This window comes from Rubrivirga halophila (assembly GCF_046845755.1).
Lineage (GTDB): Bacteria > Bacteroidota > Rhodothermia > Rhodothermales > Rubricoccaceae > Rubrivirga.
On record NZ_CP177357.1, the window covers coordinates 1,873,409 to 1,898,819 of the forward strand.

26 protein-coding genes are annotated in these 25,411 nt (G+C 72.1%); 11 read left to right on the top strand and 15 right to left on the bottom strand.

Going from position 1 to position 25,411, the window contains the following annotated elements; all coding sequences use genetic code 11:
- Positions 1-75: 75 nt before the first annotated feature.
- From ACLIRP_RS08260 to ACLIRP_RS08295, 8 genes are all read left to right on the top strand, one after another.
- Positions 76-579, top strand: coding sequence for a hypothetical protein (locus tag ACLIRP_RS08260; protein ID WP_412063490.1), 504 nt, complete (start codon positions 76-78; stop codon positions 577-579).
- 278 nt (positions 580-857) lie between these two features.
- Positions 858-1,511, top strand: coding sequence for a cysteine hydrolase (locus ACLIRP_RS08265; RefSeq protein WP_412063491.1), 654 nt, complete (start codon positions 858-860; stop codon positions 1,509-1,511).
- Positions 1,512-1,565: 54 nt separating this feature from the next.
- Complete coding sequence (locus ACLIRP_RS08270; protein WP_412063492.1) at positions 1,566-1,736, top strand: hypothetical protein; 171 nt, start codon at positions 1,566-1,568, stop codon at positions 1,734-1,736.
- 413 nt (positions 1,737-2,149) lie between these two features.
- A complete protein-coding gene (locus ACLIRP_RS08275; RefSeq protein ID WP_412063493.1) occupies positions 2,150-2,695 on the top strand; it encodes a hypothetical protein in 546 nt (181 codons plus the stop codon).
- 222 nt (positions 2,696-2,917) lie between these two features.
- Entirely contained in the window at positions 2,918-3,061 is a 144-nt protein-coding gene (locus ACLIRP_RS08280; RefSeq protein WP_412063494.1) for a hypothetical protein, read from the top strand.
- Between the two features lie 235 nt (positions 3,062-3,296).
- Positions 3,297-4,088, top strand: coding sequence for an alpha/beta fold hydrolase (locus ACLIRP_RS08285; RefSeq protein WP_412063495.1), 792 nt, complete (start codon positions 3,297-3,299; stop codon positions 4,086-4,088).
- Between the two features lie 38 nt (positions 4,089-4,126).
- Complete coding sequence (locus tag ACLIRP_RS08290) at positions 4,127-4,936, top strand: SDR family NAD(P)-dependent oxidoreductase (protein ID WP_412063496.1); 810 nt, start codon at positions 4,127-4,129, stop codon at positions 4,934-4,936.
- The gene (locus ACLIRP_RS08295; protein WP_412063497.1) at positions 4,936-5,817 is read left to right on the top strand and encodes an alpha/beta hydrolase fold domain-containing protein; all 882 of its coding nucleotides are present in this window, start codon (positions 4,936-4,938) and stop codon (positions 5,815-5,817) included. Before ACLIRP_RS08290 ends, ACLIRP_RS08295 begins: the two co-directional genes overlap by 1 nt.
- A 92-nt stretch (positions 5,818-5,909) precedes the next feature.
- On the opposite strand, the gene ACLIRP_RS08300 is transcribed toward ACLIRP_RS08295, so the two are convergent.
- From ACLIRP_RS08300 to ACLIRP_RS08325, 6 genes are all read right to left on the bottom strand, one after another.
- Positions 5,910-7,382 carry an exopolysaccharide biosynthesis polyprenyl glycosylphosphotransferase gene (locus ACLIRP_RS08300; protein ID WP_412063498.1) on the bottom strand — a complete coding sequence of 491 codons (1,473 nt, stop codon included), beginning with the start codon at positions 7,380-7,382 and terminating at the stop codon, positions 5,910-5,912.
- A gap of 104 nt (positions 7,383-7,486) precedes the next feature.
- Complete coding sequence (locus tag ACLIRP_RS08305; protein ID WP_412063499.1) at positions 7,487-9,274, bottom strand: NosD domain-containing protein; 1,788 nt, start codon at positions 9,272-9,274, stop codon at positions 7,487-7,489.
- Positions 9,274-9,921 (bottom strand): PIG-L deacetylase family protein, encoded by a 648-nt coding sequence (locus ACLIRP_RS08310; RefSeq protein ID WP_412063500.1) that lies wholly within the window; start codon positions 9,919-9,921, stop codon positions 9,274-9,276. The genes ACLIRP_RS08305 and ACLIRP_RS08310 overlap by 1 nt, the downstream gene beginning before the upstream one ends.
- 3 nt (positions 9,922-9,924) lie before the next feature.
- Positions 9,925-10,767, bottom strand: a complete 843-nt coding sequence (locus ACLIRP_RS08315; protein ID WP_412063501.1) for a glucose-1-phosphate cytidylyltransferase — start codon at positions 10,765-10,767, stop codon at positions 9,925-9,927.
- Positions 10,764-12,170, bottom strand: a complete 1,407-nt coding sequence (locus tag ACLIRP_RS08320; protein WP_412063502.1) for a glutamate-1-semialdehyde 2,1-aminomutase — start codon at positions 12,168-12,170, stop codon at positions 10,764-10,766. Before ACLIRP_RS08320 ends, ACLIRP_RS08315 begins: the two co-directional genes overlap by 4 nt.
- Complete coding sequence (locus ACLIRP_RS08325; protein ID WP_412063503.1) at positions 12,167-13,510, bottom strand: DUF4910 domain-containing protein; 1,344 nt, start codon at positions 13,508-13,510, stop codon at positions 12,167-12,169. Before ACLIRP_RS08325 ends, ACLIRP_RS08320 begins: the two co-directional genes overlap by 4 nt.
- A gap of 176 nt (positions 13,511-13,686) precedes the next feature.
- Here ACLIRP_RS08325 and ACLIRP_RS08330 point away from each other — a divergent pair, with 176 nt between their 5' ends.
- Positions 13,687-13,887, top strand: a complete 201-nt coding sequence (locus tag ACLIRP_RS08330; protein ID WP_412063504.1) for a cold-shock protein — start codon at positions 13,687-13,689, stop codon at positions 13,885-13,887.
- A gap of 76 nt (positions 13,888-13,963) precedes the next feature.
- Here ACLIRP_RS08330 and ACLIRP_RS08335 read toward each other — a convergent pair whose 3' ends face one another.
- The 4 genes from ACLIRP_RS08335 to ACLIRP_RS08350 all read right to left on the bottom strand — a co-directional run bounded on the left by ACLIRP_RS08335 (position 13,964) and on the right by ACLIRP_RS08350 (position 19,839).
- The gene (locus ACLIRP_RS08335) at positions 13,964-16,447 is read right to left on the bottom strand and encodes a proprotein convertase P-domain-containing protein (RefSeq protein ID WP_412063505.1); all 2,484 of its coding nucleotides are present in this window, start codon (positions 16,445-16,447) and stop codon (positions 13,964-13,966) included.
- Positions 16,448-16,494: 47 nt separating this feature from the next.
- Complete coding sequence (locus ACLIRP_RS08340; protein WP_412063506.1) at positions 16,495-17,169, bottom strand: nitroreductase family protein; 675 nt, start codon at positions 17,167-17,169, stop codon at positions 16,495-16,497.
- 104 nt (positions 17,170-17,273) lie between these two features.
- The gene (locus ACLIRP_RS08345) at positions 17,274-18,176 is read right to left on the bottom strand and encodes a hypothetical protein (RefSeq protein ID WP_412063507.1); all 903 of its coding nucleotides are present in this window, start codon (positions 18,174-18,176) and stop codon (positions 17,274-17,276) included.
- A gap of 154 nt (positions 18,177-18,330) precedes the next feature.
- Positions 18,331-19,839 carry an asparagine--tRNA ligase gene (locus ACLIRP_RS08350; protein ID WP_412063508.1) on the bottom strand — a complete coding sequence of 503 codons (1,509 nt, stop codon included), beginning with the start codon at positions 19,837-19,839 and terminating at the stop codon, positions 18,331-18,333.
- Between the two features lie 152 nt (positions 19,840-19,991).
- On the opposite strand from ACLIRP_RS08350, the gene ACLIRP_RS08355 reads away from it, so the two are divergent.
- A complete protein-coding gene (locus ACLIRP_RS08355) occupies positions 19,992-21,371 on the top strand; it encodes an HD domain-containing protein (RefSeq protein WP_412063509.1) in 1,380 nt (459 codons plus the stop codon).
- Positions 21,368-22,390: a histone deacetylase gene (locus ACLIRP_RS08360; RefSeq protein WP_412063510.1), complete on the top strand. Its 1,023-nt coding sequence runs from the start codon at positions 21,368-21,370 to the stop codon at positions 22,388-22,390. The genes ACLIRP_RS08355 and ACLIRP_RS08360 overlap by 4 nt, the downstream gene beginning before the upstream one ends.
- 76 nt (positions 22,391-22,466) lie before the next feature.
- On the opposite strand, the gene ACLIRP_RS08365 is transcribed toward ACLIRP_RS08360, so the two are convergent.
- The 5 genes from ACLIRP_RS08365 to rpsR all read right to left on the bottom strand — a co-directional run bounded on the left by ACLIRP_RS08365 (position 22,467) and on the right by rpsR (position 25,320).
- Positions 22,467-22,949, bottom strand: a complete 483-nt coding sequence (locus ACLIRP_RS08365; protein ID WP_412063511.1) for a CAP domain-containing protein — start codon at positions 22,947-22,949, stop codon at positions 22,467-22,469.
- 106 nt (positions 22,950-23,055) lie between these two features.
- Positions 23,056-23,970 carry a M28 family peptidase gene (locus ACLIRP_RS08370; RefSeq protein ID WP_412063512.1) on the bottom strand — a complete coding sequence of 305 codons (915 nt, stop codon included), beginning with the start codon at positions 23,968-23,970 and terminating at the stop codon, positions 23,056-23,058.
- On the bottom strand, positions 23,967-24,434 hold the full coding sequence (locus tag ACLIRP_RS08375) for a protein-disulfide reductase DsbD domain-containing protein (RefSeq protein WP_412063514.1): 468 nt from the start codon (positions 24,432-24,434) through the stop codon (positions 23,967-23,969). The genes ACLIRP_RS08370 and ACLIRP_RS08375 overlap by 4 nt, the downstream gene beginning before the upstream one ends.
- Positions 24,435-24,531: 97 nt before the next feature.
- A complete protein-coding gene (gene rplI, locus ACLIRP_RS08380) occupies positions 24,532-24,987 on the bottom strand; it encodes a 50S ribosomal protein L9 (protein WP_412063515.1) in 456 nt (151 codons plus the stop codon).
- 63 nt (positions 24,988-25,050) lie between these two features.
- Positions 25,051-25,320 (bottom strand): 30S ribosomal protein S18, encoded by a 270-nt coding sequence (gene rpsR / locus ACLIRP_RS08385; RefSeq protein ID WP_412063698.1) that lies wholly within the window; start codon positions 25,318-25,320, stop codon positions 25,051-25,053.
- Positions 25,321-25,411: the final 91 nt, after the last annotated feature.

The window sequence follows — 25,411 nt, forward strand, 5'->3', positions numbered from 1 at the left end:
CGCCTCGATCGGCTCTGAGCCGGCAGCAGCACGCCTTGTTGCCTCTCCTTTTCTCTCACCTACCCCTCTCTCGGAATGAAAACAGGAAGCGCCTTTCTCGCCGGTGTCGTCGGCGGCGCCATCATGAGCGCCATCATGTTCATGGCCCGCACCGTCATGGGCATGGAGGTCAAGCTCGAACTCCTGCTCGGGACGATGATCGGCCTCGAGCCTGGCACCACGGCGTGGATCGTGGGCTTCGTGTTGCACCTGGTGATCTCCGGGCTGATCGCGCTGGCCTATGCCTGGGCCTTCGAGAACGTCCTCCACCGCGCGAACGCCGGGGCGGGCATGCTCGTCGCCCTCGTCCACATCGTCGTCGCCGGGGTGTTCATGGGGCTGATGCCGATGGTGCACCCGCTCGTGCCTGAGATGATGCCCGGTCCGGGCTTCTTCATGCTGAACCTCGGCGCGATGGGACTCGTGGCGTTCGTGTTGCTCCACCTTATCTACGGGGCCATCGTGGGCGCGATGTATGGCCCGACCCTCGCCGGCTCGACCGTGGGTGCCCCGGCGGCGCACACGCGCCCGGCGGTGTAGCCGACGGGGGTAGCCCATCGAAAGGCTACTCACACGTCCTCGGCCGCCGCCTCGTTCGCTCGGCCCTCCGGTGCCCCATGGACACTCCTCTCGTCGTTGCCCTCACCGGCGCCAGCGCCGGCGCCGGACCCGCCACGCCCCCCGGTATAGGGCCCCTCCGTGACGACGCCGTGGCCCCTCGGTGGGGCGGCAACCAGCCTTGATCTTCACCCGCCGAACGGGTACGCATCACCCCACCGGACGCCATCCCTTTTTCGACTCCAACCCCTCTACACGTCATGGACATCAACGTCACCGATACCGCCTTCGTCATCACGGACCCCCAGAACGACTTCCTCAGCCCGGACGGCGCTACGTGGGACCTCGTCGGCGACAGCGTCCGAGAGCACAACACCGTCGAGAACATCGAGCGGCTGCTGACCGCCGCGCGGGACCGCGGCTTCATCGTCTTCATCTCGCCCCACTACTACTACCCGCACGACCACGAGTGGGAGTTCGGCGGGACGCTGGAGAAAAAGATGCACGCGATCGGGATGTTCGACCGGAAGGACCCGCTCAGCCTCGAAGGGTTCGAGGGCAGCGGGGCCGACTGGCTCGAGCGCTACAAGCCGTTCATCAACGGGGACAACGTCGTCGTGGTGAGCCCGCACAAGGTCTACGGCCCGCAGAACAACGACCTCGTGCTGCAGCTGCGAAAGCGGGGCTTCGGCAAGGTCGTGCTCGCGGGGATGTCGGCGAACCTGTGCACGGAGAGCCACCTGCGGGACCTCGTCGAGCGAGGCTTCGAGGTGGCCGTCGTGAAGGACGCGACGGCAGCGGCCCAGCACCCCGAGCTCGGCGACGGGTACGCTGCCGCCCTCGTCAACTTCAAGTTCATCGCCAGCGATGTGCTCTCCACGGATGAAGTCGTCGCGGCGATGTCCGGTGTGTGAGTCCCGGCGGCGAGCCCACGGTGGAGTTCGCCGCAGTCTCGCCCGTGCAACCCTGTGCCCACAGGCATCTCCTCACTACTCGTTTGGGCGTTCGTGGCCTCGCCGCTGGCGACGCCCCCCGCCAGCGACCGGCCGAAGCCGGCCGGCGCGCCGGACAACCCGTACGGACCGGTCGACCACGTCGGAGGCGTGCACGGCGACTACTCGGCGCGAGCCCGAGACTGAAGCGCGTACGAGCAGGTCGTGTTCCGACCGCTCACCGCGGCGCTCGTCGGCAACGATTGCCGTCGTCGCCACGCGGTCGGGCGGGCGTTTGAGCCGGAGGCTGGGGCCGCGTGCGCGCTGACACCCCGCTCGCCGGGCGCGTGCAAACGCCCGCGCAGCCCGTTCGAAGCGGGACGTGTGGGCCGCAGGCCTGTTCGTCGGCGAACACGTCGGAAGCCTTCGGTTTTCGAACAGGAACGCGTCCAGACCCCGTCTCGTAGAGCTCTTTGTTATCTGGCACCTCACTGGCCTGTGGTCAGGGCGGACCGGATCTGGCCCCTCTCTTTTCACCCTTCACCTCTCTCATGAAAACGACCCTGTACACGGCACTCTTCGTTGGCCTTTTCGCGGCCGCATCCGGGTGCGCCCCTGGCATGACCACGACGCAAAGCTCGCCCGGCATCGACGCATCGGCGTCCTCCGTGATCGCCAGTTGGCCCGAGACCTCCCGCGCGGTCGCCCAGACGATCATCGGCAAGTATGGCGCGCCGAACGAGGCGACCCCCACCCGGCTGACCTGGTTCAACAGCGGGCCGTGGAAGCGGACGGTCGTCTACCGCGACACCATCCCGCACAACTTCCCCATGCCCCATCCCGACCTGCTCGAGCAGTTTATCGACTACCAGGTCCCCCCGGACCGGTTCGACGACCTCGCGCAGTACGACGGCAGCGTGATCGCGGAGCGGACGAAGGGCGAGATCTCCGCCCGCTGTGACAAGGAGGGCGCCAACTTCCTCGCCATCAACCTCGCGCACGACGTGGCGACAGGACGCCGTACCGTCGAGGAGGCCCGGCAGTTCTACGCCCAGACGATGCAGGCGGTGATGAGCGGCGAGATGCCGGCCTACACCCAGGGCTTCCAATTCCAGGTCCCGCGCGGCAACACGAACGACCCCGACCGGCCCGCGCCGGGGATGTAGAACTGTCAGGCGGTAGACCCCGAGAATGGCCCTCTCGGTCTGCGCCGGGCGGCGGTGTGCTCTCGGAAGATCCAGGGACATGCCCTGCTCACCCGAGAGCGCACCTGCGTACTCGTCTCTCCCACTCAGCACCGTCCACGACGCATGCGGACATAGCCTCGCTCCGCCGTCGTGGCCGGTCTGGCGGCAGGTGCCGTCATGGCCATGTTCATGATGGCGTAGATGGCCGCGACGGGCCGGAGCGTCTGGACGAACCCGAACCTCATCGCGGTAATGTGGACCGGGGCGCCGCCGTCCGACGGGTTCGCTGTGGCCACCGTCGCGGGCTTCGTCACGCACCAGCTCACGAGCACGCTGATGGGCTGAGTCGCCGTCCTGTTCGTGCGTGACCTGCCGGCCGTGTGAACGGTCTTGCTCGCGTTCGCGTACGCGCCCTGGTCCCGATCACGCTTGCGCACGCCGGGTTCGGCGTCGTCTTGGGCGGGCTCTTTCTCTGGCTACGGCGCAGGAGCCGCGCTTCGGTCCGATAAAACGCCCCCTCTCTCCACACCAGTCCAACGATCCCATGACCTCGAACAGCACTCGCGTCGGAGACCTCACCATGCGATGGGAGGAAGCCGGCGACGGCCCGGCCGTCGTCTTCGTCCACGGCATCCCGACGAGCCCCCGCTTGTGGCGCCACGTCGTCCCGCTCGTCCAGGGCGCGCGGTGCCTGGCCTGGGAGATGGTCGGCTACGGGGCGTCGATCGCCGAGGGCCGCGACCGCGACATCTCGGTCGCCCGCCAGGCCGACTACCTCGCCGAGTGGATGGAGGCCGTCGGGCTGGACGACGCCGTCGTGGTCGGGCACGACCTGGGCGGCGGCGTGGCCCAGATCCTGGCCGTGCGCCACCCCGAGCGCGTCCGCGGACTCGTCCTCATGAACTGCATCGCCTACGACTCGTGGCCGATCCCGATGGTCAAGGCGATGCGCGCGCTCGGCCCGGTCGTGGCGCACGTCCCGGACGCCGCGTTCCGGCCCATGTACAGCGCGTTCCTCCACCAGGGCCACGACGTGCCCGGCCGAGCTGAGGAGTCCATCGACGCGCACTGGCCGTACTACGCCGGGGCCGACGGCGCCGCGGCGGCCTTTATCCGCCAGACGGAAGCGCTCGACGTGGACGATACGCTCGCCATCGCCGACGCCATTCCCAGGCTCGACCTCCCGGCGCGGCTCGTGTGGGGCGCCGCTGACCCGTTCCAGGAGATCGCCTACGGCTACCGGCTGGCGACCGAGCTCGGCGCGCCGCTCGACCGGATCGAGGGCGGGCTCCACTTTGTCCCGGAAGACCACCCGGACCGCGTCGCCGACGCCGTCAACACGCTTCTCGACGACCTCAGCACCGGCGCATGACGCTGAAGCCCCTCCCCTCTCTATCCCACCCCCACACCATGGACCTCCAGATTCAAGACCGCGCCGCGGTCATCACCGGCGCGGCCGGCGGCATGGGCCTCGAGACGGCCCGCATCCTGCGCCAGGAGGGCGCCCGCGTGCTCATGACCGACCTCGACGAGAGCCAGCTCGCGCTGTCGGTCCAGATCCTCGAGTCCGACGGGCTCGGCGGCGACGGCCTGCGCTCCGTCGTGGCCGACTTGCGCAGTCAGGCCGGCGCAGACGCCGTCGCACGCGCCGTCGACTGGGACCTCGACATCCTGGTCCACACCGCCGGGATCACCGGCGCCAAGGGCGACCCGCTGACCGACATCACCGAGGACGACTGGATGGAAGCGTGGCAGGTCGACATGATGTCGGCCGTCCGGATGGCGAAGGCCGTCGTGCCCCAGATGCTGGACCGGGGCTGGGGCCGCGTGGTCTTCGTGACGAGCGAGAACGTGGCGCAGCCGTACGACGACGAGGTGGTCTACAACGGGGCCAAGGCGTCGCTGCTCACCTTCGCCAAGGCGCTCGCCCAGCGCTACGCGCCCCAAGGTGTGCTCGTCAACTCGGTCGCCCCGGCGTTTATCGCCACCGACATGACCGACGGGATGATGGAAAAGAAGGCCGAGAAGAACGACGAGACGATGGACCAAGCGATCGACGAGTTCCTGGAGGAGGACCGGCCCCACCTCGTTCTCGACCGCCGCGGGCGGCCCGAGGAGGTCGCGGCCGTGATCGCGTTCCTGTGCTCGGAGCGGGCCTCGTTCGTCGTCGGCTCGAACTACCGCGTCGACGGCGGCTCGGTCGCGTCCATCGACCTCTGATGCCCGGCCCGTTCGACGGCCCGGTCACGTTCGCCGATGTCGCGACTCGGATCGAGGCCCACCCCGTCGAGGGGGCGCCCAAGGCGATGCGCGACGCCTTCGCACGTCTGATGCGCGGCGACGATGCAGGCGAGCCCGTGCCCCACGCCGTCGCGGAAACGTGGGGCGGGGTCGACACGCTCCGCCTCGGCGCGGGCGAGGGCGACGCCGTCGCGGTGTGGTTCCACGGCGGCGGCTACGTGTTCGGGGCGCCCGAGACGCACGCGCGCCCGGCCGCCGCGTTCGCCCAGGCGCTCGGCGTGCCCGTCGTGCTCCCGCGCTACCGGCTGGCGCCCGAGCACGCGTGGCCGGCCCAGCGCGACGACGCGCTCGCGGCCGTCCGCGCGCTCCAGGACGCCGGCCGACGCGTCGCGCTCGCGGGCGACAGCGCCGGCGGCCACCTCGCCCTGGTCACCGCTCTCGCCCTCGCCGATGAGGGGTGCCCGGTCGGGGCGCTCGCCCTGTTCTCACCCAACACCGACCGGACGGGGCAGAGCGGCACCCGGAAGCTCAACACGCCGCGCGACCCCATGAACGCGGACGCCGACGACCGCCGGCTCGCAGAGATGACGTTCGGGGACCGGCCCGACGACGACCCCGAGGTCTCACCCCTGCTGGCCGACCTCGGCCGCCTTCCCCGGACGCACGTCGAGGTGGGCGGGCGCGAGGTCCTGCTCGGCGACGCGCTCCGGCTCGCCGAGCTCGCCTGCGCAGCCGGCGCCGGCCTCTCGCTCCACCTCACGGCCGACGCCTTCCACATGTGGCAGCTGTGGACCCCGTGGCTGCCCGCTGCGGACGCCTCGCTCCGCCGCGCCGCCGAGGCCCTCTCTGGCTGGCGCTGAGGTCTGCCGGGCTTGCGTGTGCCCCCCGCCCGAACGCGGAGCGAACCACCGACCGCGCTAGGCGCAAGCCGGAGCCCACTGGTCAAGCGAGCCTAGTACGCGCCGGAGCCTTGGAGCACGACGCGGACGGTCCGCACCAGGATCACGGCGTCGAGCCACGGCGACCAGTTGCGGACGTAGTACGGGTCCCAGCGCTCCATCCCGAGGTTGCCCGCGTCGCTCCGGCCCGAGACCTGCCACAGCCCGGTGATGCCCGGACGGACCCGCTCGCGCAGGGCCCGGACGCGCTCGCTCAGTTCCTGGTGGTGGTAGTCCGGCAGCGGCCGGGGCCCCACGACGCTCATCTCGCCCTTGAGAACGTTGTAGAGCTGCGGGAGTTCGTCCAGGCTCGTCCGCCGAAGCACGCGGCCCGGCGCCGTGATGCGGGGGTCGTTCTCCAGCTTGAAGTGCTCGTCCCATTCCGCGCGGAGCGCCGGATCGGCGGCCAGCGCCGTCTCCAGCACGGTGTCGGCGTCGGGGACCATCGTGCGGAGCTTCCACGCGCTGAAGGTGACGCCGTCTTCTCCGATGCGCTCCTGGAAGTAGAACGGGAACGCGCGGTCGGCGGCCCACACCCAGGCCGCCATCAGCGCCACCACGGGCACCCACAGCGGCGCCAGCAGGATCACGGCGGCCAGGTCGACGGTCCGCTTGACGAACCGGGGCATCGTGCGCGTCAGCGTCGCGGCCACTTCGAGGCCGAGCACGCCCGCGAAGTCGCGCGGCGTGACCCACAGGCTCGGCGCCTCGAACAGGTCGGGCACGAGCACGACGGTGCGGTAGCACGAGAGCGGCCCCTCGAGCAGGTCGATCTGGCGCCCGCGCTCGGCCTCGGGGAGGGCCAGGAACGCGACGGCCGCCTCGGGCGCCACCTGCGCCGTGTCGCCGACGATGGGGACCGTGTCGAGAAACCCGTCCCAGGTGTCGGGGTCGTCGTCGAACACGGCGATCGGCGTGTAGCCGATGCCGCGCTCCTCGTGCAGCTTGCGGACGATCCGGGCCCCCGCGACGCCCGCCCCGTACACGACCGCGCCGACGCCCCAGCGGTCGTGGCGCACCAGCAGCGACTTGACGCTCCACCGCGCGAGGGGCACGAGCCCGAGCGACAGGACCCCGGCCGCGACGAGCGTCAGGCGGCTCGCGCTCGCGCCCCCGGCGACATTCGCGTTCGTGAGGTAGAGGCCGACGGCCGCCAGCGCGAACACGCCCGCCAGCGTCAGCACCACGCGGCGCAGCTCCTCGACGGCGCCCAGCCCCCACCCGGGCAGCAGTCCGACCGCCATGGCGGCACCGAGGTACAGCGGCAGGACGATCCACGAGAACCCGACCACGGCGCCGGCCTCGCCGGTGACGGCCTGCCGCACCATGCCGGCCATGAACAGCGTCACCGCCAGCGCCAGCGCCTCGGCGCCGGCCAGCGAGGCCGCGTTCGCGATCCGGCGGCGGGCGTGCGCGGCGGCGTTCGAGAGGGCCAGCTCGCGCTGGTGCGAGAACGGCCGGTCGGGGCCGACGAGGACGGTTTCCATGAAAGAGGCGTGAGCGCAGCCCGCCCCCCGCAAAGCCGCGTCCGCTCTCGCCCGTGCGGCCAATACCCGGAGTCGGCGACCCAGGGGCGTGCCGTTAGCCCCGTTTATCTCGGCCACTCGGGGCGTGGCGGAGCCTGCCGCCAGTCCCCCCGCGCCCGGACGCGCGTCGGATCCGCGCCGACCCGGTCAGACGGAACGAGCCGGGCCGCTCTTGCGCCGGTCTCGACCGCGTCGGTAGGAGTTGCCACCGGCCGCGCACGGCCCACCAGCCGGTCGTGGACGGCGCCGGTGATCCGGGCCCACGCCCGGACGTCGTCGCTCCGAAAGTCGGCCGGGAGGTCGGGAACGGGCCGTGCGAAAAAGGTCGACCGGAAGAGGCCGTCGCCCAGGTCGCCGTAGACGTTGCCCACGAACCGCGTCGACCGGAGCCCGGCCGGCGTCTCGGCTTCGATCTGGACCTCGCGGGCTTCTTCCCCGGAGGCCGCGTTGCCGACGATCCAGTTGTTCGAGACCACGTTGTGGCCATCCGGGGCCCGGCGGTCCGGGTCGAGGCGGAGCCACAAACCGGTGCCGCCGTTCTCGACCAGCGTGTTGTGCGACAGCACGTTCCGGCTGGCGGCTTGCGAGAGAACCCCGGCGCCGCTCCACCGCCGCCAGCGTGTCCCGGCGACGACGGCGTGCTGGACGAGCGTCTCCGTCGTCCGCAGCTCCAGCATGATCCCGGCGATCTGGTCGCCGACGGACAGGGCGCCCTCAATTGTGTTGCGCTCGTTGTCGATGTCGAGCCAGATGCCGGGGCCGTCGTTGTGGGCCGAGTAGTGGCGCCGGATGACGGTGTCGGAGGTGTGGTTCCACTTGCCGCCGCCCGCCTCCCAGAACGGGTCGTGCCCCTTCCAGTTGTTGCCGACGGCGGCGGTCTCGTCGAACAGGCACGAGGTGCAGGACCCGCCCCAGCCCATCTGGCCGTTGAGGTCGGCGCGCGTCCGCCGGAAGGAGTGCCCACGCCCCGACATGTCGATGCCGCGCCCGTTCGTCCACTCGACGGTCACGTCCTCGAACAGCCCGCCCACGCTCCCTGCGCAGACGGCTCCCCACTGCGCGCGGTTCGTCGCGTAGCGGAAGGTGATCCCGACGACGCGGAACCAGCCGGGCGTGGAGGGGTCGCCGCAGTCGGCAGAGTCGTCCGGGCCCTCCGGCCAGAACAGTCGCGTCCGGGCGCCGATCTCGATGCCCGCACGCCCAGAGCGTCCGAGCGGCAGGCGGGCCACCAGCGCGGTCGGCGCCGCATCCGTCCCCTCGCGCACGAACCGGCCCGGCGCGAGATCGGCTCGGCTGGCGACGGGACGCTGCACGCGCCCGCCCACGACCACCATCTCGCGGCGGAAGGTGGGGTCGTCGGAATACGTCCGCAGCGCACCGTACGGCCACGGCAGGCGCCAGTCGCCGCCGCTCGTCCGGGTCCACCCGGCGTCCGCCCGGTCGGCGCCGCTGACGACGACGGTCTCGCCGGGGTACGCGGCGAACGTGACGCGCGAGCGGGCCCCGGTCCCGCCGACTCGGGGGCGGACCGACTCGCGATAGACGCCCGCGCGGATGACGACGGCGTCGCCGGGGCGGACCTGCTCGGCGGCCCGCGAGACCGTGCGGTAGGGGCGGGCCTCCGTCCCGGGCCCGCGGTCGCTGGCGTCGGGGTCGGCGCCGTCCACCCAGAGCGTCGTCCCGGACGTGCTGAAGGCGGTCCCAGCCGGCTGGCAGCCGTCCCCGGCGTCCCACTCCCCGACCGGACACGCCGTCGGGGCCGGCTCGGCCCACATGACGGGACGAGCGGCTTCGGCGGCGTCGCCGCAGGCGGTCAGCGCAAGCGCGAGCAGGACAGCGAGGACGAACGGCATCACCAGACCAGCTTGGCGCAGTGGAAGGCCTCGGCGTACCGCGTCCCGGCCTCGACGCCCCGGAGGCGCGCCAGCCCGCGGAACGTCTCGGCGTCGTACCAGCCCTTGGCGCGCTGGCTGGCGAAGTGCGCCTCGAGAATCGCCAGCTTGCGGTCGAGCGTCGCGGCGTCGAGGGCGACGTAGGCGTTCGGCCGGTCAAGGTCGCCGTCCCACTTGGGGATCTCGTAGCTGGCGATCGTCGCGCCCCGGAACGTCTGCCAGGCGAGGTCGCCCAGCGTCCGGTGGTCCTGGTGCGCGTCGTCGCGGCGATGCGTCAAGACAAGGTGCGGGCGAACGGGTTCGAGCGTGGCCTTCATCCACTGCTTGAGGTCGCCCGCGTGCTGTGGAAAAAACCCGTCGGGCGTATCAAGGACGTGGACATGGGCCTCGTGGGCGTCCGCCAGCAGGGCGTCGGCGGCGGCCTTCGCTTCGTCGGCGCGCGGGCCGCTGGCGGAGGCGACGACCGAGTGGACCGTCGTCCGGGGCCGCTCCGCGAGCAGGCGCAGGAGCGTCCCCCCGGCCCCGATCTCGACGTCGTCGGCGTGCGCGCCGAGGCCGACGAGCCGGAGCGGCTCGTCCCGGCCGAGCGACGGGGGGAGACCGAACACGCGCTAGCCCAGGACGGGCGGGGCGACCAGGCCGTCGCCGGCGATCCGGGGGTCGCCGTCGCCTGAGGCGCGGCGGTCGCTCCAGATCTCCCAGGGGGCCTGTCCCTCCTGGTAGATGTCCTCGAGGAGCTTCTTTTCCTTGAACGTGTCCATGCACGCCCAGAAGCCCTGGTAGTCGAACGACCCGAGCTCGCGGGCGGCCGCCATGCGGTGCGCAGGAGGGCCGAGGATGTCCTCGCCGGGGCGGATGTAGTCGAAAAAGCGCTGGTTCATGACGAAGAACCCGCCGTTGATCCGGAGCCCGATCTCCGTCACGTGCTGCACGTCGGTGACGGCGCCCGAGGCGTCGGAGCGGATCACGTGGCTCGTGTAGTTGGGCTGGACGCCGAGGAACGTCGCGGCGCGGCCCGACGCTTGCGCGAAGTCGACCATCGCGTCGAGCGGGGCGTCCGTCAGGCCGTCGGCGTAGTTGGCGAGGAACCACTCGTCGTCGCCCAGGAACTCACGGACGGCGACGAGCCGCTCGCCGACGCTCGCGGCCAGCCCGGTGTCGACGAAGGTGATCCGCCAGTCGTGGATGTCGCTGCGGAGCAGGTTCACGTCCTTCCCGCCCGTCAGCACGAAGTCGTTCGAGACCGTCTCGTCGTAGTCGACGAAGTAGCGCTTGATGTGGTCCGCGCCGTGCCCCAGGCACAGGATGAAGTCCTTGTGGCCATAGTGGGCGTAGTACTTCATCAGGTGCCACAGGACCGGCCGGTAGCCGACGCAGACCATCGGCTTGGGGATCGGGCCGGAGTGCTCCTTGAGGCGCATGCCCTCGCCACCGCAGAAGAGAACGACTTTCATTTGTGTGTCGAGGTCGGGGTCGCGGACGGGGCCGCAGAAAGGGCGCCGTCGCCGCCGGGGCGCGAGATAGAGGTCCAGACCGTCCCGGCTTTTTGTCGGAAGACGGGCTGGACCGGCCGGCCGAGCAGGAAGCCGTCGACCGAGCCGGCGTCGAGCGCTCGGGCGTAGACCGCGAGCGCGCCCGCCACGGCCTCGGTCGTCTGGTCGATCACCTCGTCGGTGTGGGCGGTCGTGACGACGAACGAGGGCGCGAGCACGCCGCGCCGGGTCAGCTCCTGGAGGAAGAGGGTGCGGAAGGGTTGAGAGGCGTGGCCGTCGGCGTCGCGCGTCCAGAACACCAGGTTGCAGTCGCGCCCGGCGGTGCCGACGGCGTCGCCCACGCCCGAGGCCGCGACGGCCTGGGTCACTTGCTGACGGAGCCGCGCGCCCTGGCGCATGAGCTGCCCCGCCACGTCCTCGCTAGCGCCGATCCGCATGGTCTCGATGGCGGCCGCGAGCCCGTGCGTCTCGGCGCCGTGCGTGGCCGAGAGCAAGAACACGCGGTCCTTTGCGGTGTCGAGCCCGCCCGCCTCCATCAGGTCGCGGCGGCCTGCCAGCGCGGAGACGGAGTGGCCGTTCGCGAGCGCCTTCCCGAACGTCGACAGGTCGGGGTCGAGCCCGAACAGGCCCTGCGCGCCGCGTGCGGACCACCGGAAGCCCGTGATCATCTCGTCGAGCACGAACACGACGCCGCGCTCGCGGCACGCCGTGATCGCTGCGCGGAGGTAGTCGCTGGGGTCGGACGCGTCGCGGACGGCCTCCATCACGACGCACGCCGGGCGGTGCCGGTCGAGGCAGGCCACGAGCGCGTCGAGATCGCCGTAGGGGAACGCGACGGTGAGGTCGCGGACGGCGGCGGGGATGCCCGCGGCCATCGGCGTCGTGCCGATAAACCAGTCGTCCTGGGACAGAAACGGGTGGTCGCTGCAGACCGCGACCGGGTCGCGTCCCGTCGCCGCGCGCGCCAGCTTGACGGCGGCGGTCGTCGCCGACGAGCCGTCCTTGGTGAACTTGACGCACTCGGCGCCGACGAGGTCGAGGAACGCCTGGGCGGCCTCTAGTTCGATGCTGGCGGGGCGCGAGAAGTTGGCGCCACGCGCCAGCCAGCGCGTTGCGGCGGCCGTGACGCGCGGCTCGGCATGGCCGAGCGTGACGGCGCGCAAGCCCTGGCCGTACTCGATGAGCCGGTTGCCGTCGAGGTCCCAGACGTGGGCGCCCTCCCCCCTGTCGACGACGACCGGCATCCACTCCGGCATCTGGTCGTCGCCCTTGGCGTAGGTGTGCGCGCCGCCCGGGATCCGGCGGTGCGCGCGGCGCTGGTGGGCGCGGCTGGCGGCGAAGCGGTGGGCGTCGGGGTCGGTCATGCCTCGGTGAGCAGGCCGGCCTCCGCCAGCCGGTCGGCGGCGGCGCGGACGGCGGCGAAGGGGAGCCCGGAGCGCTCGGCGATGGCGACGAGGGAGTGCGCGCCGTCAGCGAGGTTCAAGACCCACAGCGCGGCCTGCTGCGCGTCGGGCCCGTTCGGCAGGCCCCCGAGGCTAGCGTAGAGCCCGCGCCGGCCGAGCTGCGGCTCGCCGTAGGGCTGCGTGTTTCGGAAGACGCCGTCGCCGTCGAGCGTCCGGACGACGGCCTCGAGCGCGTCGAGCGACGCCGCCAGCGACTCGGGCGTCACCAAGTCGAGACTGTCGCCGGAAGTGTGGTACTCGGGGTACTCGCCGTGCGCCGTGCGCGTCAGGCGGCCGACGGGGAGCGCGAAGCCGGGGCTGTTGTACTGGCGCTCGTCGTAGCCCGTCGGCTCGAACGGGCGGACCTCGACGTCGTGCCCCAGGTCGCGGAGCGCCAGCGGGACGGCGCGGTCGACGGGCGCGGGCGGGCCGACGAGGGCGGCCCGAGTCTGCTTGTAGGTGAAGCCGCCCCGGTCGCCCAGGTTCGCCAGCACCAGCCCGTGGCGGATGCGCGCGACGGCGGCGTGGTTGCGGTCGAGCCAGGCGATGGCGCCGACGGTCCCGGGCGCGAACACGAAGCGGACCGTGTGGCGCGGGGGCGGCCCGTCGAGCAGGCGCCGCGCCAGCATCGTGGCGACCGCGATCGACGACGCGTTGTCGTTCGCCAGCGCCGGGTGGCAGGCGTGCGCCGAGAGCAGGATCTCGGCGTCGGTCTCGCCCGGCACGACGACCTCGCCGTACGTCAGGCTCCCGTCGACGTGCTCGGCGTCGATGACCACGTCGAGTTCCCCACCCTCGCCGATCTCGGCCGCGAGCGCGTCGAGGCGGTCGTGCGCCAAGCAGAAGCCCCACGTCGGCGCGTAGTACGAGGTGCGGTATGGGATGAGCTCGGGCTGTTCGGGCAGCGTGTGGAGGCGATCACGGAGCGCCCACAGCGGCATCCGGTCGCGCGCGGCGACGCTGTACTGGACGAGCGCGAGCGGGCTCTCGGCCCAGTCCACGATCCGCCGCCCCTCGTGCTCGATGTAGGCCTCGCGCACGCGCCACTCTTTGGGAACGGTCCAGTCCAGAACGGGGGTGCCGGTCGGGACCTCGGAGATCCGGAGCGGCACGCGCTCGCCGATGGCGAGCAGGGTCTGGCGGAGCCCGTCGCCGGTGATGCAGCGGCGGAGCGGGAGGAGATCGGCGACGAACGCGTGGAGCGCCGCGCCGGGGTCGGCGGCGGTCTCGGGGCGGTCGGGGGGCGGCGCGAGCGTAGGCACAGGGCGTCGGGGGGACGCTTCGGGTATCGGCCCCTACGCCCTCACCGTAAGGGCATCTCCCCTTCGACAGGCCCTCGCCGATGCTTCGCCGAGCCTCTACGGGTGCCCAGACACCACCCCGCCAATTGGCCCGTACTCTCCGGGCCTCGAAAACCGAACCCCAACCGGCCCAGACCATGATCAAGGGTACCATCACGCAGTTCAACGCCCGCCGCGGCGTCGGCTTTGTGCGCCATGGCGAGAACGGCATCCCGTTCTCCGTCCGCAACGCGGTCGACCGCTCGTTCAGCGACGGCGACACCGTGCAGTTCACCGTCCGCGGTGGCCGGGCGGGCGTCGCCGCCCACAACGTCCGCCGCGTCCGCGCGACGAGCTAGACGGGTACGTCAGAACGGAGCCGGGGCCGGTCGCGCGGTGCGACCGGCCCCGGTTTTTTTGTGTCCGGCCGCGCGGTTAGCGCACGACCGTCAGCCGCTGGGTGCGGACGCTCGCGCCCGCCTCGACGCGCACGAGGTAGACGCCCGCCGCGAGATCCGACACGTCGACGGCCACCTCGGCCGACTCGGCGACGGGCCCGTCGAAGACCGTGGCGACCGTCCGGCCCGTCGCGTCGACGAGCGTGGCGCGGACGTGCTGGGTGCCGGGCACGGCGAGCGCGAGCGCCGTCCGCGTGCCAGTGGGGTTTGGGCCCGAGAGCCGGGCCGTGAACGCGCCCGCCGGCCCGGCCTCGCCCGCGACCGCGCCCGACGACACAAACTGCAGGCTCCAGCGCTCCAGCCGGCCCGTGTCCTGGGCGGCCCCGTCGCAGACGCCGAGCGTCCACGTCCCGGCGGCGTCCTCGCCGATAAACGATGCCAGCGTCCCGACCGGCCCGCCCGGGGCGCCGCTCTCGGGCGCGCCGACCACGTCGTAGAACGGGGCGCCGACGTTGTGATTCCCGCTCGCGAACGAGCCCGGCGCGCCCTCGTCGCCGATCAGCACGTCGAGGTTGTCGGCATTCGAGCCGGAGCCGCCCGCCCCGACGCGCTCGATGAGCGAGACGGTTGTGCCCGCCGGGCTCGTGAGCCGGACGCGCAGGTCCCCGCGCCAGGTGTGCGTGATCCCGACGCCGACCGCGAGGTGCTCGATCACGAGCGGGCCCGTCACGTCGAGGGTCGAGCCGACGAACGATGAGCACCCGTTGTCCGGGATGGCCGTCCCGACGACGGCCTCGACGACCGTGTCCGGCGTCGGGAAGGCGAGGGTGGCGAACACACGCGCCTGGGCGGGCAGGTCCGGGAAGCCCGGGATGGCCGACGAGGCCGTGTTCGTGAGCGCCCCGGCCGCGAGGACGGTCGCCTCATACCGTATGGCCACCTCGCTCTCCGCCGGCACCGTGCCCGACCACCGGACCACCCCGTCCGCGACGGACGGGACCCCGACCGACGCCGTGGGCGTGCCCGCCAGGGCGAGGGCGCTCGGGAGCGGGTTCGTGAACTCCGCCTGGATCGGCTGCGCGCTGAAGTTGACGACGGAGAACGTGAAGGCGACCCGATCCCCGACGGCCGCCTGGTCGACCGACGCGACGGCCCGCGTCATCGCTGGCTCAAAGTCCCGGCCATCGTGGGTCTCGGTGCCCGTCCCCAACGGGTCGAGCAGCGGAGCGAGCCCGTCCGCCATCGACCGCGCCAACCGGCCGTACCAGTCGGACTGGTCGTTGCCGCAGGCCGCTCCGCCTCCGTGGAGTTGACCGACGATCCGCCCCTCCGGGCTGAACAGCGCCGAGCCGGACGATCCGCCCTCGGTCGTCCCGAGGTCCCAGTCGATGACCCGGAGGTGCGTTCCCGTGGGGGACGCCACCGCCGACCCGTAGGTCGTGATCGTGAGCGGGTCGTTCTCAAACGAGATGCGCTTTTCCTCCACGCCCGGGTGATGGATGCCGACCGCTGAGGTCGGGGCCTGGTCTCGCCGGTCCCACCCGCTGAGGTACACCCCGGCCCCCGTGACGAACGGGTCGTCGAGCTCCAGCAGGGACCAGTCCGAGGCCGCGTTCGCGCCGACCTCGCGGGCGCCCGTGTTGAACTGGTAGCGGGGGCCGTTGCCCGCGCTCCCGCTCTCTGCCGACCCCGGCGTCCGGCATCGCGTGTTCTGGTAGTTCCAGTACACGACGACCGCGGCCCCATTGCTCGGGCCGATCCCGCAATGCTCCGCCGTCAGAAACAGCGGGCGGTCGTCCTCGGCCGTCGTGTTCACCGCCGTCCCGGAACAGTAGTCGACGCCGCCGACGGTGTAAGCCCCGACGGAGCGGATGAGGTCCCCGTAGGCGTCGCCCTGGGGACAGGCCACGTCGACGTTGCACGAGCCGGAGAGGCGGGCGCCGAGCGCGTCCTTCTCCTCGCGCGCGAGCAGCGTCGGGAGGAAGGCGTGGTTGGCCTGTGCGAGTTCGAGCTCGACCGCGAGCGGCGTCTTGCTCGGGGGCACGTTGAGCTCGATCACGGCCCGGTCGCCGACGACGATCGGCGTCCACAGCTGGCCGTGCGCCTCGTTGTCGGCGGCCGTGAACGGGCGGTACTCCGGGGCCTGGCCCGGCGCGTAGATCCACAAAGCCGCGCCGGGGGGAAGCCGGAAGCGGGAGAACCCAAAGCTCAGCGAGTACGCGGTCGGAGACTCGACGACGAGGCGCCAGACCCGCGTGCCGTCGCCCGCCACCGTCCACGTGCCGTGTGTCTGCGGGGTGACGGCCACGTCGACGGGCTCGGCAAAGCGGACGGGGGCCGGCCCCCCGGTCCGGGCGGCCCTGGCAGTCGCCGCGAGCGCGTCGTTGCTGGCGACCGCCAGCGACAGCACCTCGACCGGTGTGGCCTCCGCGAGCCGGTGGCTGGCGGGCTGGGCCGAGGCGGAGAGGGCAAACAGCAGCCCGAGGGCGAGGACGGCGAGGCGCATGTCGGCTCGGGGCACGGCCCCGCGTGGTGGAGCCCCACGCTACGACCGATTCGCCATCGAAATCAGTCCTCCTCGATCCAGACGCTGACCTCGTCGAGCGGCTTGCGCTGGAGGTCCGGGACGGTCGCGCCCGGGGCGACGTGGCCGACGGGGAAAAGGATGAACGGGGCTTCGTTGTCCGGGCGCCCGAGCAGGTCGCGCAGGAAGCGCATCGGCGACGGGGTGTGCGTCAGCGTCGCCAGCCCGGCGTGGTGGAGCGCGGCGATAAAGAGGCCGGCAGCGATCCCGCAGCTCTCCTGCACGTAGTAGTGCTTGCGCTTGGTGCCGTCGGGCCGGACGCCAGAGCGCTGGGCGAACAGCACGACGATCCAGGGCGCGGTCTCCAGAAACGGCTTGCGCCAGTCGGTCCCGATGGGCGCGAGCGCCTCCAGCCACTCGTCCGACATGCGGCCGTCGTAGCCGGCGCGCTCCTCGGCCTCGGCGGCGTGGCGGATCTGGCGCTTCATCTCGGGGTCCGAAACGGCCACGAACGTCCACGGCTCCATGTGGGCGCCGCTGGGCGCCGTGCCGGCGGCGGCGATGGCCGCCTCGATGGCCGCGCGCGGGACCGGCCGGTCGGTAAAAAAGCGGACCGAGCGGCGCGTGTCGACCGCCTCGTAGAACGCTTGCGCTCGGGCGACGATCTCGTCGTCAGAGCGCTCGGCGACGGCGTAGGGAACGTGAGGGAAGTCGGACACAGGCGGCGGAGGCGACGGTCGGGTGGCGCCAGCGCGCCGGGCGGACCGTCAACCTACGCCGCCTGGGGAGGGCCGGCCGCCCACCGCCCCTCCCTGCCACTCGGCTAGCGGCCCGTGTTCACGTAGCGGATGCACTGGCCCTGGTTACGGAACGTGCTCCCGTCGGCCCGCCGGAGGTCTTGCCACCCGCCCTTCTTGCAGTCGTCCTTGTCGGTCGCCACGCGGTACGGCTCGAAGTCCCAGGTCGTCGTGCCGGCGGCGGTGCCGAACACGAAGGCGTCGAGGTTCTCCGAGTAGCCGCTCGCGTAGGGCTCGCCGACCCGCAGGCCCATCCACGAGTCCGTGGTGCGGACGGCCAACGCCGGGAACGAGCTGACCAAGTCGGCCCACGTCCGATACTGGCTCGTGTTGCCGTCGGGCCACATGCTCCCGCTGCTGAAGTAGCCCGACCACGTCCAGAGCGCGGCGCCGCCGTCGAAGGCGTCCCACTCCTGCCAGGTGTCTTGGAGGACCGTCCCGTTCACCTTGGGAACGTAGACGAGGCGCCGCTGCCACGTGTCGGACCCGTCGAAGTCGACGTTGAAGTTGAGGTACGCCGACCGATCCGCCGCGCCGCCGTTGCCGGCCGACGGGTTGTAGGTCGAGAACCGGAGGTCGGTGACGTCGGCCAGGGCGGTGCCGCTGAACTGGTATGTGGCCAGGTTGCGGCGCTGCGTCCCGGACACCGAGATCTGGGCGCTGCCGACGCCCTCCGGCGGCGTGTCCGGCCCGACAGCCATCGTGCCAAGCGCCGGGTTGATCTGGTCGATCTCGTCGTCGTAGAAGAACCACTTGGTCGGGTCCGCGATCACGTCCGCAACGCTGGTCGCCATGTCGGCTTCGGTGACGACGATCGTTGAGGCGCTCGCATCGGCGAGGACGGGGGCGGCGACGTCGTCCAGGGAGGCGGAGTCGCAGCCGGCGACCGCGAGGAGGGCACCCGCGCAGAGGAGGGAGAAAAGTCTCATGGGGAAGGAGGAATGTGAGCACAGTCCCGGGCACGCCTCGGCCTACTGCCGACCGCTCGGCATCGCGCACCGAAGGGCCCGGGCCGCCAGAGTAGCGCCCCGGCCCCGTTGGTCGGTTTCCCACCGGCCCCGCTCCCACTCCGACGCCGCCTCGCTACGGGTGCAGGCGACCGAGCAGGCGCGGGAAGAACCCCGTCTCGCGGACGTGGGGCAGGCCACAGACGTAGGCGACCGTCCGCTCCAATCCCAACCCAAACCCCGCATGAGGTACGCTCCCAAACCGTCTGAGGTCAAAGTACCAGTCGAACGCCGACTCGGGGAGCCCGTGCGCGGCCACCTGCTCGCGCAGGAACGCGAGGTCGGTCGCCCGCTCGCCACCGCCGACGATCTCGCCGTAGCCCTCGGGCGCGAGGACGTCCATGCCGAGCGCGAGCCGGTCGTCGTTGGGGTCGCGCTTCATGTAGAACGCCTTGATGGCCGCCGGGTAGCGGTGGACGATGACGGGCGTGTCGAAGTGCTTCGTGAGCACGGTCTCGTCGGACGCGCCGAAGTCGGCGCCCCACTCGAAGGTGCGGGCGCTCTCCTTCCAGGTCGGGATGTTGCGCAGGCCCTCCGCGATCTCGTCGAGACGGACGTTGATGGCGATCTCGCGGGCGTCGATCCGGCGCTTCTCGCCCTTTTTGGCCTGGCCGTAGCTGGCGCGGTTCGCGGCCTTCTCCTCCTCCAGATCGCGCTGCTCGTCTTCGAGCCCTTCCTGCTCGGCGTCGAGCAGGGTCTGCGTCGCGTCGCCGGTCAGGAGATCGACCGCGTCGGAGTAGCTGAGGCGGGGGAACGGCGTCGCCCGAGCGGCCTCCAGCTTGCCGGTGTCGCGCTCCAGAATCGCCAGCTCGTCGCGGCAGTCGGCGAGCACGGCGTCGAGGATCGCTGCGAGCAGCTCCTCGGCGACCTCCATGTTCATGTCGAGGTCGTAGAAGGCCATCTCGGGCTCGATCATCCAGAACTCGGTGAGGTGCCGCCGGGTCTTGGACTTCTCGGCGCGGAACGTCGGGCCGAACGTGTAGATCTTGCCGTGCGCCATCGCCATGGCCTCGCCGTGGAGCTGGCCGCTCTGGGTGAGGTAGGCCGGCTCGCCGAAGTAGTCGAGCTCGAACAGCGTCGACGTGCCCTCGACGGCGTTGCCGGTCAGGATCGGCGGGTCCGCCAAGAGGTAGCCCTCGCCCTGGAAGTAGGCGTGGACGGCCGTGATGATCCGGTTGCGGACCCGCATGATGGCCCACTGGCGGCGGCTCCGGATCCACAGGTGCCGGCGGTCCATCAGGAACTCGACGCCGTGGTCCTTGGGCGTGATCGGGTACGGCTCGGCTATCGCGATGACCTCGACCGAGTCGGCCTGGATCTCGACGCCGCCGGTCTGCCGGTCGTCCGCCTTGGCGGTGCCGACGACGCGGAACGCGCTCTCCTGCGTCAGCGACGACGCGGCCTCCCACGACGCCGCATCCACGTGGCCCTCGTTGACGACGACCTGGACGATGCCGGACCCGTCGCGGAGCTCGAGAAAGCGCAGCCCCTTCGAGCCCCGGCCGTTGTAGAGCCACCCGTTGACGGTGACGGTCTCGCCGACATGGTCGGGCAGGGCGTGGACGCGGGTGAACGGCTCGGTCATGGCAGGATGTGGGGGGCTTGCGCAAGCTACCGGCCCGGGCTGGGGGAACGGGGAATGAGGAATGAGGAACGGGCAGAGCGCCGGGCTGATGGGGGATCGACTCCGTTGGGCATGACGTGCCGCACTCACCGATTGACGTGGCGCGCACGTCGATGGATAGCGTCCCCGTCCGCCTCGGCGCCGAGGCAGAAAGCAGCCGGGATCCCGGCGCGCCGGGGCGGGTGCACCCCTCCCCTCCCCGAGCGCCTGTGCCGAGCCGGTTCACCCTGTTCAACGACCCCGTCCACGGCTTCGTAACGGTCCCCAAGGGGCTGATCCTGTCGCTCGTCGAGACGCCCGAGGTGCAGCGCTTGCGGCGGATCCGCCAGCTGGGGCTGGGCTTCTTGGTCTTCCCCGGCGCCGTCCACACCCGGTTCGAGCACGGGATCGGCGCGATGGCGCTGATGGACGAGGCGCTCGACACGCTGCGCGAGAAGGGGACGGTGATGGCGACCGACGAGGTCGAGGGCGCGCTCGCGGCGGCACTCCTCCACGATGTCGGCCACGGGCCGTTCTCACACACGCTGGAGCACCAGCTGCTCGCGCCGGGCTCGCGTCCGTTCCGCCACGAGCAGCTCAGCCGCGCGCTGATGGCCCGGGTCGACCGGCGCATGGGCGGCGCGCTGGCGACCGCGCTCGCGATCTTCGACGGGACCTACGACCGGCCGTTTTTCCACAGCCTGGTCGCCAGCCAGCTCGACATGGACCGGCTGGACTACCTCCGGCGCGACTCGTTCTACACGGGCGTCGCCGAGGGCGTCGTCGGGGTCGACCGGGTGATCAAGACGATGCGCGTCCACGACGGGCGGCTAGTGGTCGAGTCGAAGGGCGCGTACGCGGTCGAGAACGTGCTGCTGAGCCGGCGGCTGATGTACTGGCAGGTGTACCTCCACAAGACCGTCCTGGCGGCCGACCACGTCCTGCGCGCGGCGTTCGCGCGCGCCCGCGCCCGGTGGGGCACGGACCCGGCGCTCGCAGCGACGGCGCCCAGCCTGTCGTTCTTCCTGAGCGGCGCCGCGGCGGCCGACGACCTCGACCCGGCCAGCGACGGCCACGACGCCCTGCTCGACGCCTTCACGGCGCTCGACGACACCGACGTGCTGTACAGTTTGAAGCGCTGGGCCGGCTCCGACGACCGCATCTTGGCGGACCTCGCGCAGCGGTTTGTCGACCGCCGCCTGTTCCGCACGACGCCGCTCGACGCGCCCGCGACGCCCGACCAACTCGCCGACTGGCGCGAGCGGACGGCGACGTGGCTGGTGTCCGAGGGTCTGTCGTCGCCGCACGACGCGGCCCGCGACGCCGCGCTGTACGTCTCCGAGGGGTCGGCCCGGCTGGCGGCGTACCGCGCCGACGGCGAGGCGATCTGCGTGCTGGAGCGCGACGGGACGGTCCGCGAACTCAGCGAGTCGGCCGACGCCCCGACGGCGTTTTCGCTCGCGGCCCGGCGCGAGCGGGCCTTCGTGTGCCTGCCCAAGGCCATCGACCCGTGACGGGGCTCGCGATCTTGGACGGCGACGCCGCGCACGCCAGGCCCGGGCACCCCGAGCGGCCCGAGCGGCTGGCGGCGATCCGCGCGGCGATTGCGGCCGACCCGGTGCTCGCGGCGCTGCCCCGACTCGCGAGCGCGCCCGCGGGCCGGACGGCGCTCGAACGGGTCCACGCCCCGGCCTACCTCGACCTCGTCGAGACGTTCTGCGCGACCGGCGGCGGCGACCTCGACTTCGACACGTACGCGACGCCCGCCTCGTACCGCCTGGCGACCGAGGCGTGCGGCGGCCTGCTGGCGTTGGTGGACGCTGTGATGGGCGGGGATCTCCACAACGGGTTCGCGCTCGGCCGACCGCCCGGCCACCACGCGCGCCCGGCGCAAGCGATGGGCTTCTGCCTGGTGTCGAACGCGGCGGTCGCGGCCCGGCACGCGCAAGCCGCACACGGCGCTGAGCGCGTGATGATCGTCGACCTCGACGTGCACCACGGCAACGGCACGCAGGAGGCGTTCTACGACGACCCCGACGTCCTCTTCGTGTCGACGCACCAGGCCGACATCTATCCGGGAGGCGGCACGATGGGCGAGACGGGCGTCAGCGACGGGGTCGGCGCGACGGTCAACCTGCCCGTGCCCGGCGGAACGGGCGACGAGCTAGTGGGCCTGGTCCGCACCGTCCTCCCCCCCCTCGCGGCGCGACACCGGCCGGACCTCGTGCTGCTCTCCTTCGGCGCCGACGCCCACCGCCTCGACCCGCTGGCGGGGCTCGGGCTGTCCGTGGGCGGGCTCGCGGACGCGGCGACCGTCGCGCTGGAAGTCGCCGACACAGTGTGCGACGGGCGCGTGCTAGCGACGCTGGAAGGCGGGTACCACACGCCGTCGCTGGCGGCATCCATCGTGGGCGTGCTACACCGGATGGTCGACCCGGCGGCCGTCGTGGCCGATCCGTTCGACCTCCCGCCTCTGCCGGTTCAGAATCTCACACCGTTGCTCGACGCAGTGAGAGACCTCCACCGGTTGTAAAAACGGGCCCGGGATCGGCCGGGGCGGATCCGGTGGGTCGTTCGGTCCGTCCGCGGCTTCGGGCACGCGTGCGGCCCTAGCGCGGGACGCCGAAGACCTGGGTCCAATAGCCGTCCTCCTCGGCCGCGCCGATCTCGACGAAGCGGGGGCTCAGCATCTGGCGGCAGTGGTCGGGGCTCGCGAGCCAGTCCGAGACGACCTGATCGACGCTGTCCTGGTAGCGCGCGATGTTCTCGCCGACGGCCCGCCAGTCGTAGCCGGCGCGGCGGACGCGCGTGCCCGTGTCGAGGCCGTCGGTGCCGGTGTGGCCGAAGTAGTCGTTGTCCGCCATGTCGCGCGAGTGGCGCTCGGCGGCGCGTTCGAGGCGGGCGTCCCAGATGAGCGGCGCGACCGGGCCCATCGCGTCGTTCCCGCACACGGCCCCCGTCGCGCGGACCTCGTTGACGGCGCTCAGCATCGCGTCCCAGGCGGGCGCATCCGCGACAGGCGCCGCGTCGATGCCATACGTCGTGTCGCAGGCGGCAAAGGCCAGGGCAGCGAAGAGGACGATTCGGGACATGGCGCGGGGGGGAAGGCCGACAACCTCGCGCATGCGCGTCCCAAAACGAGAACTGGCGCCGAGTACGGAACGCGGGCGCCGCGCTCGCCCCGAGTGTAGCGTCTCGCTACCGCCCCTCGACCAGCGCGGCGTGGCTGGCGTCCAGAATCTCGACCGCCCGGACGATGGTGTCTGCGGCGCGAGCGAACGTCAGCGGATCGATCCGGCTGGCGTCGTCCGTCGGCTGGTGGTAGTCGGGATGGTCCTCGACGCCGAAGTAGACGAACGGGACGCCGCGCTGGTGGAAGGCGGCGTGGTCGGAGGCGCTGGTCCAGTTGTCGGCGCCGCCGCCGGTGTCGTGGCCGAAGCGGAGCGGCAGGCCGGCGTCACGCAGGAGCTGACCGAGGTGCGGGTAGTGGGCCGCGCCGGCGGCCCAGAGGTCGCCGCGCGAGACCATGTCGAGGTTGACGACAGCCAGAACGGCGCCGAGCGGGACCGGCGGGTCGGCCGCGAGCGCCTGGGCGCCGACGAGCCCCTGCTCCTCGGCGTCGAGGGCGGCGAGGTAGACCGTGTGCTGCGGCGGGTTGCGGCGGAGGTAGTCCGCCAGTGCTGCGAGCGTCGCGACGCCCGATGCGTTGTCGTCGGCGCCGTTGAAGATGCGGCCCGAGGCGACGCCGAGCCCGTCGAAGTGGGCGGTCACCAGGATCGCCTGCTGGGGGAAGACGGTGCCCTCGACGCGCGCGACGATGTTGGTCCCGCCCCCGCTCTGGGGGAGCACGACCGGCTGGCGGTAGCCGTCGGCGAAGGCGGGCCGCGCGCCCGTCCGGCGCAACCTGCGTTCGACGGCGTCGGCGGCGCGGGCCCCGCCGGGCGTCCCAGCGCGGCGGCCTTCCAGGGCGTCGTCGGCCAGCGCCAACACATCCGCCATCAGCGCGACGGGGTCGACGAGGAGCGCGACCGGGGTCGGCTCCGGCGTCGTCGGCGGCGGGGGGCTGGCACACGCCGCGAGCGCGGCGAGGGCCAGGATCGATACGCGGATCACTCGATCACCAGGGGGACGCGGAACGGGACGCTGGCGGGGGGCAGGCAGATCCGGTCGTCGCAGACGGCAAACCGGACGGTGCCGCTGACCTCGCGGCGCCCGGGCCGCAGGCGCCGCCCCACGCCGAGCACCTGGACCACGCGCGCCGACTCGGCGAAGTACGGGTACGCCGACGCGAACGCCTCGTCGTACCCCTCGCGGGGCTCGGACTGCGCCAGCCGGACGGCGCGGATGCCGTCGGGCAGCGCGTCGAGCGAGACGACGAGCGGGATCCCGACCGTCGAGCCGAGCGCGTACAGCCGCCAGCCGGGCGCGATCGTGGCGTCGAGGACGACGCGCGCCTGAGCGCCGGGCGACGCGGTCTCGGCGCGCGCGCGCCAGCTCACGACCTCCTCGGTGCGGGGCGCTTGCGCCAGCGCGGGGGCGGCCGTCAGAAACGCGAGCAGGAAGAGGAGTCGGTGCATGGGCGGCCAACGGGACGGGCCCGGACGATAGTGTAACGCAACGCGCGGGGCGCCCCCCGGAAGGGACGCCCCGCGCGAGACCTGCGGACGGCGGCGGCTAGACCGACGCCTCCTCGGCGACCACCTTGACGGTCACGTCGGCCGTGATCTCGGGGTGGATCCGGACGGTCGCCGTGTACTCGCCGGTCGTGCGGACGTCGTCGGACATCGAGATCTTGCGGCGGTCGATCTCGTAGCCCAGCGTGGCGAGCTCGTCGGCCACCTGCTGCGTCGTGACGGTGCCGAAGAGCTTCCCGTCCTCGCCCGTGCGGACGGGCAGGAGCACTTCGACGCCGTTGAGCTTGGCGGCCAGCTTATCGGCGTTGCCGCGGGCGGCCTCGACCTTGTGCGCGGCCTGGCGCTTCTCCTCGGCGTAGCGCTTGCGCGTCGACGGGGTCGCGACGACGGCGAGCTGGCGCGGGATGAGGAAGTTCTGGCCGTAGCCGTTCTTCACGTCGACGACGTCGCCCTTGAGGCCGAGCGTGTCGTGATCCTGCGTAAGGATGACTTGCATGGTGTTCTCGGTGATGCAGCCGTCGGGGACCGGAGCCGGGGCTCCGGACCGGTCCCCAGCGACCTACTTGACGTTGTCGGCGGCGAAGGGGAGCAGGGCGACCTGCCGGGCCCGCTTGATGGCGGACGTGAGCTGGCGCTGGAACTTGGCCGACACGCCGGTCATCCGGCGCGGCAGCATCTTGCCCTGCTCGTTGACGAACCGCTTGAGCGTCTCGACGTCCTTGTAGTCGATGTAGGCGACGCCGGCCTCCTTGAAGGGGCACTTCATCGTCGCGCTCAGGGCGCCCGGCGCGGCGATCCGCTGGAGGTCCTCCGGGTTGGAGGCGGCGATGAGCCGCTTGGCGACCTCGGGCGAGACGGCGCGCGGGGCGGGCTCGGAGCCCATCTGCTCGGCGGCCTGCTCGACGGCCGTCGGCGCGTCG